The organism is Streptomyces catenulae, from assembly GCF_000718015.1.
Classification (GTDB): Bacteria; Actinomycetota; Actinomycetes; order Streptomycetales; family Streptomycetaceae; genus Streptomyces; species Streptomyces catenulae.
Window position 1 is genome coordinate 63,352 of sequence record NZ_JODY01000019.1, and the last position, 11,536, is coordinate 74,887.

At 72.2% G+C, this 11,536-nt stretch carries 7 protein-coding genes; 6 read left to right on the forward strand and 1 reads right to left on the reverse strand.

Annotated features, from left to right (window positions below):
• The first annotated feature begins 39 nt into the window (after positions 1–39).
• The 6 genes from IF23_RS0117985 to IF23_RS0118010 all read left to right on the forward strand — a co-directional run bounded on the left by IF23_RS0117985 (position 40) and on the right by IF23_RS0118010 (position 9,933).
• Complete coding sequence (locus tag IF23_RS0117985) at positions 40–2,988, forward strand: putative bifunctional diguanylate cyclase/phosphodiesterase (RefSeq protein ID WP_030284859.1); 2,949 nt, start codon at positions 40–42, stop codon at positions 2,986–2,988.
• A 202-nt stretch (positions 2,989–3,190) separates the two neighbouring features.
• Positions 3,191–5,053 carry an acetolactate synthase large subunit gene (locus IF23_RS0117990; RefSeq protein ID WP_030284861.1) on the forward strand — a complete coding sequence of 621 codons (1,863 nt, stop codon included), beginning with the start codon at positions 3,191–3,193 and terminating at the stop codon, positions 5,051–5,053.
• A gap of 35 nt (positions 5,054–5,088) precedes the next feature.
• Positions 5,089–5,613: an acetolactate synthase small subunit gene (gene ilvN, locus IF23_RS0117995; protein ID WP_030284863.1), complete on the forward strand. Its 525-nt coding sequence runs from the start codon at positions 5,089–5,091 to the stop codon at positions 5,611–5,613.
• 122 nt (positions 5,614–5,735) lie between these two features.
• A complete protein-coding gene (gene ilvC, locus IF23_RS0118000; RefSeq protein ID WP_030284864.1) occupies positions 5,736–6,734 on the forward strand; it encodes a ketol-acid reductoisomerase in 999 nt (332 codons plus the stop codon).
• Positions 6,735–7,012: 278 nt separating this feature from the next.
• Complete coding sequence (gene serA / locus IF23_RS0118005; protein ID WP_030284865.1) at positions 7,013–8,599, forward strand: phosphoglycerate dehydrogenase; 1,587 nt, start codon at positions 7,013–7,015, stop codon at positions 8,597–8,599.
• Positions 8,600–8,907: 308 nt separating this feature from the next.
• Positions 8,908–9,933, forward strand: coding sequence for a PRC and DUF2382 domain-containing protein (locus IF23_RS0118010; RefSeq protein WP_030284866.1), 1,026 nt, complete (start codon positions 8,908–8,910; stop codon positions 9,931–9,933).
• 218 nt (positions 9,934–10,151) lie between these two features.
• Here IF23_RS0118010 and IF23_RS0118015 read toward each other — a convergent pair whose 3' ends face one another.
• The gene (locus tag IF23_RS0118015) at positions 10,152–11,498 is read right to left on the reverse strand and encodes a helix-turn-helix domain-containing protein (protein ID WP_030284867.1); all 1,347 of its coding nucleotides are present in this window, start codon (positions 11,496–11,498) and stop codon (positions 10,152–10,154) included.
• Positions 11,499–11,536 lie beyond the last annotated feature (38 nt).

Below are 11,536 nucleotides of genomic sequence, written 5' to 3' on the forward strand. Positions count from 1 at the left end.
ACCGCGTCACAGCCGGACGACGACCTGCGGGAGGGTCCGGTGAGCGCGCCGGGCGCGGTGCTCTCCCGTCCGCGACTCCCCGCCGACCGGCCGCCGAGCCTGCTGCCGCAGATCGCGCTCGCGGCGGTCTGCGGCGGGTACGCCGTGGGCTCCGCCCTCGGCTGGGGATCGCCCAAGGTCGCGCTGGTCATGGGGGACTTCGGGCTCAGCTTCGCCGCACTGGTGGCCGCCGTCTCCTGCGCACTGTACGCCCGCGCCGTCGGCTCCCACGCCCGTCCCGCCTGGACGCTCTTCGCCATCTCCTCGGCGATGGCCGCACTCGGCAACGGCATCTGGGGCTGGTACGAGGTCGTCGAGGGCGCCCCGGTGCCCAGCCCCTCCCCGGCCGATTTCTGCTTCCTGCTCTTCGCGCCGCCCGCCATCGTCGGACTGCTGGTCCTCGCCAAACGGCCGGTCACCCGCGCGGGCTGGGTCTGCCTGGGGCTGGACTCCTGGCTGATCGGCGGCTCCCTGCTCACCCTGTCGTGGAGCCTCGCCCTCGCCAACACCACCCACTTCCAGGGCCGTTCGGTCGCCCGGTGCGCGCTGGCGCTCGCCTATCCGCTGCTGGACATCGTGCTGGTCAGCATGGTCCTGGCGCTGCACTTCCGGCGCGGCTGCGCCCAGCGCTCGGCGGTCAACACCGCCATCGCCGCCCTCGCCCTGACGGTGCTGTGCGACGCGCTGTTCACCTCACCGCTGCTGCGCGAGCACTACCGCTCCGGCCAGATCCTCGACGCCGGTTGGTTCGCCGGGTCGGTCCTCCTCGCCTACGCCCCCTGGTTCACCCGCCGGGTGGGGGAGGCCACCGAGGACGCCGTACGGGCGCCGCGCCGCCCCCTGTACGCCGGTGCCCGGCCGCTCGCGGGCTCGCTCGGCGCGCTCGCGCCCTATCTCGCCGCCGCGGTGTGCACCCTCGGCATCCTCACCAACGTCCTCGACGGACAACGGTTGGACCGCGTCGTCCTCTTCACCGGCTGCACCGTCGTCCTCGCCCTGGTCATCCGCCAGGGCATCGTGCTGCTCGACAACCTCACCCTCACCCAGGAGCTGGCGCAGAAGGAGAACCATTTCCGCTCCCTGGTGCAGGGCTCCAGCGACGTCATCATGATCGCCGCGCCCAGCGGTGTGCTGCGCTACGTCAGCCCCGCCGCCGCCGGGGTCTACGGCCGCGACGCGGAGGAGCTGGTCGGCTCCGAACTCTCCGCGCTCATCCACCCCGAGGACCTCGGCCGGGTCCTCCACGAGGTCCGCCGCTTCCTCGCCGCCTCACCCAAGGACGAGCCCACCACCCGTATCGAATGCCGCTTCCGCGCCGGTGCGCGGCGGCCCGGCCAAGGAGGCGCCTCCCGCTCGAACGGAGCCGAGAGCGGGGGAGGCTGGCTCAACGTCGAATCCACCGTCAACCGCCACCACGGCGGCCTGATCTTCAACTCCCGGGACGTCACGGAGCGGGTCCGCCTCCAGGCGCAGCTCCAGCACAACGCCTCCCACGACGCCCTCACCGACCTGCCCAACCGCGCCCTGTTCACCGAACGCGTCAGCAAGGCGCTGGCCGGTCGCCGCGCCGGGGACCACGGCACCGCCGTGCTCTACATCGACCTCGACGGCTTCAAGCAGGTCAACGACACCATCGGCCACCAGGCGGGCGACGAACTCCTCATCCAGGCGGCCAGGCGGCTGGGCGATTCGGTGCGCTCCGGCGACATAGCGGCCCGGCTGGGCGGGGACGAGTTCGCCGCCCTGATCACCGGCGACGCCGCCTGCGACCCCGCCACCCGGGAGTTCCGCATCCACGAGATCGCCGACCGCCTGCGCGTCACGCTCTCCGAGCCGTACCGCATCGAGGGCCGTGACGTCCGGGTCGCCGCCAGCATCGGCGTCGCCTTCGCCGAGCCCGGCATCACCCCGGCCGGTCTGATGCGCAACGCCGACCTCGCGATGTACCGCGCCAAGCAGGCCGGAAAGGGGCGCGTCGAGCTGTACGCCCCGCAGTTGCAGGCCGAGGTGGCCCGCCGCGCCGAGCTGGCCACCCGGCTGCGCAGCGCGCTCCACGACGGCGAGTTCCTGCTGCTGCACCAGCCGGTGATCGAGCTGGCCACCGGCCGGGTCACCGCCGTCGCCGCCCACGCCCGGTGGCGCTCCGCCCAGGGCATCCTCTTCACCCCGGCGGAGTTCCTGCGGGTCGGTGAGCGCGGGCGGCTCGCCGACGAGAGCGGCGACCGCACCGCGGAGCTGTGCCGCTGGCATCTGGAGGCCGCCGTCGAGCAGGCCGCCGCCCGGCACCGCGCGGGGCACCGGGTGCCGGTCGCCGTCCAGCTCTCCGCCCGCCGCCTCCTCGACCGCTCCCTGCCGCCCAAGACCATCGAGACGCTGCTCTCCCGGTACGGCCTGCCTTCCGGCGCGCTCGTCCTGGAGCTGTCCGAGAGCGACGCCCGGACCCCGCTGGACGAGTTGGAGCGCCGCCTGGTCGCGCTGCGGCGGCTGGGGGTCCGTATCGCCCTCGACGGCTTCGGCAGCGGATACGCCGCGATCGGTGCGCTGCGGCGGCTCCCCATCGACGTCCTGCGGCTGGACCGCGGGCTGATCGACGGTGTGGCGGAGTCCGCCCGGTTGCACAAGATCACTTCCGGTCTGCTGCGGATCGCCTCCGATCTCGGGATGCAGTCGGTCGCCGAGGGTGTCGATCTGCCTGAGCAGGTGCTCGCCCTGCGCGCGATGGGGTGCACCCACGGGCAGGGCGCCGCCTTCTCCGGACCGCTCGACGAGCACCGGCTGCGCCGGGTGCTGACGGCCGGTTCCACCCCGCTGCCGAGTCAGGCCGGACCGAGCCGCGCGGTGGTGCTGACCGGCAGTGGCCTGCCCGTTCGGCACGGCGGGTCGGGTCCCGACGCCATCGTCCACCCCCCGCTCCGTTCAAATAGTGAGACCTCCGTCCCACCCACTTGACACTCATGGCGCGCCGGGGGGAGGGTCAGTGCCATGCGCACCCGAATTCTCGTACTTGGACAGCGCGTCGGCTGAAGCTGGGCAACGACCCAACTGACCGCACCGACGCGCTCCCCTCGCTTGCCTCCTGGCACGAGGGGTTTTTTGTTGCACCAGACCCCCCAAACCCCGCCAAAACCCTCAGCTTCGAGAAGAGACGCAGATGACCGAGCAGGCCACCGGGGCCCACCATCCGCAGCCGCGGACCCGTCACGCCCAAGGAGCGCAGCGCACCGCCGCCGTCGAGCACGTCACGGGTGCGCAGTCCCTCATCCGCTCCCTGGAGGAGGTGGGGGCCGACACGGTCTTCGGCATTCCCGGTGGCGCGATCCTTCCGGCGTACGACCCGATGATGGACTCCGCGAAGGTCCGGCACGTGCTGGTGCGGCACGAGCAGGGCGCGGGCCACGCCGCCGTCGGATACGCCCAGGCCACCGGCAAGGTCGGGGTCTGCATGGCCACTTCGGGCCCCGGTGCCACCAACCTCGTCACGCCGATCGCCGACGCCCACATGGACTCCGTCCCGCTGGTCGCGATCACCGGTCAGGTCGCCTCCGGCGCCATCGGCACGGACGCCTTCCAGGAGGCGGACATCTGCGGCATCACGATGCCGATCACCAAGCACAACTTCCTGGTCACCGACCCCGCCGAGATCCCGCGGACGATCGCCGAGGCGTTCCACATCGCGTCCACCGGCCGCCCCGGTCCGGTCCTCGTCGACATCGCCAAGGACGCGATGCAGGCGCAGACCGTCTTCGCCTGGCCGCCCCACACCGAGCTGCCCGGCTACCGCCCGGTGACCAAGCCGCACGCCAAGCAGATCCGCGAGGCGGCCCGGCTGATCGTCGAGTCGAAGCGCCCGGTGCTCTACGTCGGCGGCGGGGTGATGAAGGCGGGCGCCACCGCGGAGCTGAAGGTGCTGGCCGAGCTGACCGGCGCGCCCGTCGCCACCACGCTGATGGCGCTCGGTTCGTTCCCCGACACCCACCCGCAGCACGTCGGCATGCCCGGGATGCACGGCTCGGTCACCGCCGTCACCGCGCTCCAGAAGTCCGACCTGCTGATCACCCTGGGCGCCCGCTTCGACGACCGGGTCACCGGCAAGCTGGACTCCTTCGCCCCGTACGCCAAGGTCATCCACGCCGACATCGACCCGGCGGAGATCGGCAAGAACCGCGTCGCGGACGTGCCGATCGTCGGGGACGCCCGCGAGGTCATCGCCGATCTGATCGTCGCCGTCCAGGCGGAGCACGAGGCCGGTCACCGCGGCGACCACGCCGCCTGGTGGACGGACCTCAACCGCTGGCGCGAGACGTACCCGCTGGGCTACGAACTCCCCGAGGACGGCAGCCTCTCCCCGCAGCAGGTCATCGAGCGGATCGGCAAGCTCGCCCCGGAGGGCACCATCTACGCCGCGGGCGTCGGCCAGCACCAGATGTGGGCCGCCCACTTCATCGACTACGAACAGCCCTCCACCTGGCTCAACTCCGGCGGCGCCGGGACGATGGGGTACGCCGTCCCCGCCGCGATGGGCGCCAAGGCGGGCATGCCCGACCGCACCGTCTGGGCGATCGACGGCGACGGCTGCTTCCAGATGACCAATCAGGAACTGACCACCTGCGCGCTGAACAACATCCCGATCAAGGTCGCGATCATCAACAACGGCGCGCTCGGGATGGTCCGCCAGTGGCAGACCCTCTTCTACAACCAGCGCTACTCCAACACCGTGCTGCACAGCGGTCCCGACGCCGAGCCCGCCGACGACAAGCCGCGCGGCACCCGCGTCCCGGACTTCGTCAAACTGTCCGAGGCGATGGGCTGTGTCGCCCTGCGCTGCGAGGACCCGGCCGAGCTGGACGCCGTCATCGCCAAGGCGAACGCCGTCAACGACCGTCCGGTCGTGATCGACTTCATCGTCCACGAGGACGCGCAGGTCTGGCCGATGGTGGCCGCCGGTACCTCCAACGACGAGGTCATGGCCGCCCGCGGGGTCCGCCCCGACTTCGGCGACAGCGCGGACGACTGAGCCCAGGACGTCACGGAAGATAGAGAGAAGACGACATGTCCAAGCACACGCTCTCCGTCCTGGTGGAGAACACCCCCGGCATCCTCGCCCGGATCGCCGCGCTGTTCTCCCGCCGCGGCTTCAACATCGACTCCCTCGCGGTCGGTGTCACCGAACACCCCGACATCTCCCGCGTCACCATCGTGGTGAGTGTCGAGAAGCTCCCCCTCGAACAGGTCACCAAGCAGCTCAACAAGCTCGTCAACGTCCTGAAGATCGTCGAGTTGGAGCCGGGCCACGCCATCCAGCGTGAGCTCGTCCTCGTGAAGGTCCGCGCCGACAACGAGACCCGTTCGCAGATCGTCGAGATCGTCCAGCTCTTCCGCGCCAAGACCGTCGACGTCTCACCCGACGCCGTCACGATCGAGGCCACCGGCTCCAGCGACAAGCTGGAGGCGATGCTCAAGATGCTCGAACCCTTCGGCATCAAAGAGCTGGTCCAGTCCGGCACCATCGCCATAGGGCGCGGCGCCCGGTCCATCACCGACCGCTCGCTGCGCGCCCTGGACCGCACGGCCTGATCCGCGCGGGCGCCGCCCGGCCGCGCCGCCCGCCCCGCTCGCATCGCGAGACCCCGCAACCTTCCCCACCCCGCCCGACGTACTGTGTGGGCAACCAGCTAGATCCCAAGGAGATACCCGAAGTGGCCGAGCTGTTCTACGACGCCGATGCCGACCTGTCCCTCATCCAGAGCCGCAAGGTTGCGGTCCTCGGTTACGGCAGCCAGGGCCACGCCCACGCGCTGTCGCTGCGTGACTCGGGTGTCGACGTGCGCGTCGGCCTCCACGAGGGCTCCAAGTCCAAGGCCAAGGCCGAGGAGCAGGGTCTGCGCGTCGTCACCCCCGCCGAGGCGGCGGCCGAGGCCGACGTCATCATGATCCTGGTGCCGGACCCGATCCAGGCGAAGGTCTACGAGGAGTCCGTCAAGGACAACCTCAAGGACGGCGACGCCCTGTTCTTCGGCCACGGCCTCAACATCCGCTACGGCTTCATCAAGGCCCCGGCCGGTGTCGACGTCTGCATGGTCGCCCCCAAGGGCCCCGGCCACCTGGTCCGCCGTCAGTACGAGGAAGGCCGCGGCGTGCCCTGCATCGCCGCCGTCGAGCAGGACGCCTCCGGCAACGCCTTCGCGCTGGCCCTCTCGTACGCCAAGGCCATCGGCGGCACCCGCGCCGGTGTCATCAAGACCACCTTCACCGAGGAGACCGAGACCGACCTCTTCGGCGAGCAGGCCGTGCTGTGCGGCGGCGCCGCCGCGCTGGTCAAGGCCGGTTTCGAGACCCTGGTCGAGGCGGGCTACCAGCCCGAGATCGCGTACTTCGAGTGCCTGCACGAGCTGAAGCTCATCGTGGACCTCATGTACGAGGGCGGCCTGGAGAAGATGCGCTGGTCGATCTCCGAGACCGCCGAGTGGGGCGACTACGTCACCGGCCCGCGGATCATCACCGACCAGACCAAGGTCGAGATGAAGAAGGTCCTGGGCGAGATCCAGGACGGCACCTTCGCCAACAACTGGATGGCGGAGTACAACGCCGGTCTGCCGAAGTACAACGAGTACAAGAAGGCCGACGAGAACCACCTCCTGGAGACCACGGGCAAGGAGCTGCGCAAGCTCATGAGCTGGGTCGACGACGAGGCGTGAGCCTCCGGGTGACGGGGGTCGCGCCGCCGCCCGCGGCCCCCGTCACCCATGCGGCCGGGGCCCGCACGAGCGGGCCGCGGCCGCCTTGTCCACCGCGTAGAACCACGCACGGGTGATCCTTACGCTCCGGCGCAGGAGAAGCCCCGGGCCGCCACTACACTGCCAGGCACAAGCGCGTCAGGCTCACAACGTCGTGCGTCTTCACGCGGCTGCCCCCTTCACCGCCTTCGGCCGTCGGGACGGCCGTCCGCGAAGGACTAGTGAGGACTGAAGACCACGTGAGCAAACCCGTCGTACTCATCGCCGAGGAACTGTCGCCCGCGACCGTCGACGCGCTCGGCCCCGACTTCGACATCCGGCACTGCAACGGCGCCGACCGCGCCGAGCTGCTGCCCGCCATCGCCGAGGTCGACGCGATCCTCGTGCGCTCCGCGACGAAGGTCGACGCCGAGGCGATCGCCGCCGCGAAGAAGCTGAAGGTCGTCGCCCGCGCGGGCGTGGGCCTGGACAACGTCGACGTCTCCGCCGCCACCAAGGCCGGTGTGATGGTCGTCAACGCCCCGACCTCCAACATCGTCACCGCCGCCGAGCTGGCCTGCGGTCTGCTGGTGGCCACCGCGCGCAACATCCCGCAGGCCAACACCGCCCTGAAGAACGGTGAGTGGAAGCGGAGCAAGTACACCGGCGTCGAGCTGAGCGAGAAGACCCTCGGCGTGGTCGGCCTCGGCCGGATCGGTGTGCTGGTCGCCCAGCGGATGTCCGCGTTCGGCATGAAGGTCGTCGCCTACGACCCCTACGTCCAGCCGGCCCGTGCCGCGCAGATGGGCGTCAAGCTGCTCTCGCTGGACGAGCTGCTGGAGGTCTCCGACTTCATCACCGTCCACCTGCCCAAGACCCCCGAGACGGTCGGTCTGATCGGCGACGACGCGCTGCACAAGGTCAAGCCGTCGGTGCGGATCGTCAACGCCGCGCGGGGCGGCATCGTCGACGAGACGGCTCTCGCCGCCGCCCTCAAGGAGGGCCGGGTGGCCGGTGCCGGTCTCGACGTCTACGCCTCCGAGCCCTGCACCGACTCGCCGCTGTTCGAGTTCGACCAGGTCGTGGCGACCCCGCACCTCGGCGCGTCCACGGGCGAGGCGCAGGAGAAGGCCGGTATCGCGGTGGCCCGCTCGGTGCGGCTCGCGCTCGCCGGTGAGCTGGTGCCGGACGCCGTCAACGTCCAGGGCGGTGTCATCGCCGAGGACGTCAAGCCGGGCCTGCCGCTGGCCGAGCGGCTGGGCCGGATCTTCACCGCGCTCGCCGGTGAGGTCGCGGTCCGCCTCGACGTCGAGGTCTACGGCGAGATCACCCAGCACGACGTCAAGGTGCTGGAACTCTCCGCGCTCAAGGGCGTGTTCGAGGACGTCGTCGACGAGACCGTGTCGTACGTCAACGCCCCGCTCTTCGCGCAGGAGCGCGGCGTCGAGGTGCGGCTGACGACCAGCAGCGAGTCGGCCGAGCACCGCAACGTCGTCACCGTGCGCGGCACCCTCGCGGACGGCCAGGAGGTGTCGATCTCCGGCACGCTCTCCGGCCACCGCAACACCCAGAAGATCGTCGCCGTCGGTGAGCACTCCATCGATCTGGCGCTCGCCGACCACATGGCGTTCCTGCGCTACGGCGACCGTCCCGGCGTCGTCGGCACCGTCGGCCGGATCCTGGGTGAGGCCGGGATCAACATCGGCGGGATGCAGGTCTCGCGGGCGGACGTGGGCGGCGAGGCGCTGGTCGCGCTGACCGTCGACGACACCATCCCGGCGAGCGTGCTCGCGGAGATCTCGGACGAGATCGGCGCCTCCTCGGTGCGCGCCGTGAACCTCGGCTGAGCCGCACCGTTCCCGACGGGCCCGGATTCCGCTGCCGCGGGGTCCGGGCCCGTTCGCGTACCCGGGCGCCGGACGGGCGGCGGGCCGCGACCGGTGCGCGTCCGGCCGGGTGAGCGGCCCGGAGGCTCCCGCCCCCCGCGTTCACCCGAATGGAGTAGCGACCGGGGTGGGCGGGAGCGCCGTCAGGACCGTCCCGGGGGGCTTGGAGCCGCCCGGCGGGCCCGTTCCCGAGTCGCTGCGCGGGTCGGGGCGACGCGCAATGGGAAATGCGCGTGCCCCCTCCGGCGCGTGCGGAAGGAGAAGACGCCATGAATGCACCCCTGGGTGACACCCCTCAGGACCTCACCGGCCTGAACGTGGTCGATGCGGAGGGCGCCAAGGTGGGCTCGGTCCAGCAGGTCTACCGGGACGACGCCACCAACGTCCCGGAGTGGATCACGGTGCGGACCGGGCTGTTCGGCATGAAGGAGACCTTCATCCCGCTCGCCGGGGCCCGGCGGGTCGACGACGAACTGCATGTTCCGCACACGAAGGAAACGATCAAGGAGGCGCCGCGGATCGACGCGGACGGGCACCTCGACCCCTCCGAGGAGGATGAGCTCTACCGCCACTACGGGCTGACCCGGCCGGGGACGACCGGCGGCCCCAAGGGCGCCGACACCGGCAGTCCGGCCGGGACCACGACCGGTACGCCGGGGACGGCGAAGGGCACCACCGGCATGGCCGCCGGGACCGCCGCGGGCGGTGCCGCCGGGATGGCCGCCGCCGGGCACCGTACCCGGGCCGGGGAGCGCGACCGCACGATGGCCGAGGGCGAGCATGCGGCCCGCACCGAGCACACCGGCCGGCCGATGGCCGGGGCCGGGATGTCCCGCGGCCGTGCGGAGGGCGAGGCCCCGGAGACCGGCAAGACCCGTGAACAGGTTCCCGAGATCGTGCTCTCCGAGGAGCGGATCCAGATCGGCACCGAGGAGCGCGAGGCCGGTCGGGCGCATCTGCGCAAGCACGTGGTGACCGAGGACGTGCACCGCACCGTCCCGCTCAGCCACGAGGAGGTGCGGCTGGTCCGGGAGAAGATCAGCGACGAGGAGCGGATGCGCGGCCGCACCGCCCCGCGGCTCGGCGACGGCGAGGTCGAGGTCGTCCTCCACGAGGAGGAGGCCGTGGTCACCAAGCGGACCGTGCCGGTGGAGCGGGTCCGGCTGGAGACCGAGCGGGTCACCGTGCAGCAGGAGATCAACACCGAACTCCGCAAGGAGGAGGTGGAGTTCGACGACGGTACGTCCCTCCACAAGGAAGGGCGCAAGGGACCGGGGCCGGAGCGCCGCCGGTAGCCGGGTGGGGCGTCGCACCCGGGGGAGGGGCGGGGGCCGGTGCCCGGCCCCCGCCCGCCCGTGACCCGCGGCGCCACGCCCGGACCGCCCGCAGCCCGGGCCCGTCCGGCTCGTCACCCGGTCCCGTCCGGCGGCCGTCGACGCCGTGACAACCGCGGGCGCCATGACAACCACGGACGCCATGACAACCGCGGACGCCATGACAACCGCGGGCGCCGTTACAACCGCGAAGCCTTCAGTCCCATGTGGAGCAGCAGCCGGTCCTCGCCGTCGTCCAGGTCGAGACCGGTGAGCTTCTCGACCCGGCCCAGCCGGTAGTAGAGCGTCTGCCGGTGGATCCCGAGGACCTGCGCGGTGCGCCCGGCCTGACCCGCGCAGTCGAGGAACGCCTCGGCGGTACGGGCCAGTTCGGTGTGGGCCGGGTCCAGCAACGGCCGCACGGAGGCGTCCGGAGCCTCGGTGGGCAACGCGGTGAGCAGCCGGTACGAGCCCAGGGCCGCCCACTCCGCGACGGTGCCCAGCTTGGGTTCGGCGCGCGCCGCGCGGGCCGCGTCCAGCGCCTCGTGCCAGGCGCCCGGCAGCGCCGCCAACTCCGTGGTCCCGGCGGCGATCCCGGCGACCCCGGCCCCGATCCGCGCCTCCGGTTGCGACTGCGTACGGGCACCGCCGCGGCCCTGCGGCTGGACGACCGCGCCCGCGCGCGGCGAGCGCAGCAGATGCTCGGCGACGGTGTGCGCGGGCCCGAGCGCCCCCGGCGAACGCAGCCGCACCAGCGCGGCCAGCGCGGGGGCCGGTTGCCGCGGGCGCGGCGCGGTGAGGACGGGGATGCCGCGCGGCGGGGTGGTGCCGTCCAGCGGCAGCGTCCCCGGGGTGTCGGCCCGGCCGCCCGGACCCTCCGGGTACATCGCGCACGCGGCCAGCAGCCCGGGCAGGCTCGGCGGCGGCGCGGCGTCGGTGTCGGTGGTGTCCCAGGGCAGCACCGCCACCAGCGTCAGCGGCGCGCCCGGGGTGAAGCGCAGGGTGTCGCGGAGCGCGTCGCGCAGCAGGACGGCGCCCGCCGGGCGGTCCGCGGGGTGCGCCAGCAGCAGTTCACGCAGCAGATCGCCCAGCTCCGACCCGGCCCGCGCGTCCTCGGCGAGCAGCGCGCCGATCCGCGACGCGGTCTCCATGGCGTGCTCGATCCGCGGGTCCGGCGGGGTGTCCCGGCCGCCCAGCTCCAGATCGGTGAGGTGGCCGTCGTCCAGCAGCCAGACGTAGCCGTGGACGATGCCGCGGTGGCGTACGGGCAGACAGATCCGGCCTTTGAAGACGCCCGCCGCCGGGTCCGGCGGGATCCGCAGGGCGGACTTGGCGCGGGCGATCCCGAACGCCTCGAACCAGGCGCGCACCGCGGCCGACGAGCGCCGCTGGAGGATCGAGCGGGTGCGCACCGGATCCATGACGAGATCGTCGTCGCCCTCGTGCGCACCGAACGCGATCAGCCCGAAATCGCGGTCCTCCAGGGTCGCGGGCGCTCCGAGCGCCGCTGAGATGTCGTCCACGAGCTGCTGGTAGTCGCCCCGCATCCGCCGGCCGTCTCCTTCCGTGTCACTTGCCGTCCCCG

What these genes read in the sequence shown, in the direction of transcription:
- IF23_RS0117990 (WP_030284861.1), top strand. Translation starts at nt 3,191, where the DNA reads ATGACCGAGCAGGCCACCGGGGCCCACCATCCGCAGCCGCGGACCCGT.
- ilvN (WP_030284863.1), top strand. Translation starts at nt 5,089, where the DNA reads ATGTCCAAGCACACGCTCTCCGTCCTGGTGGAGAACACCCCCGGCATC.
- IF23_RS0118010 (WP_030284866.1), top strand. Translation starts at nt 8,908, where the DNA reads ATGAATGCACCCCTGGGTGACACCCCTCAGGACCTCACCGGCCTGAAC.
- IF23_RS0118015 (WP_030284867.1), bottom strand. Translation starts at nt 11,498, where the DNA reads ATGCGGGGCGACTACCAGCAGCTCGTGGACGACATCTCAGCGGCGCTC.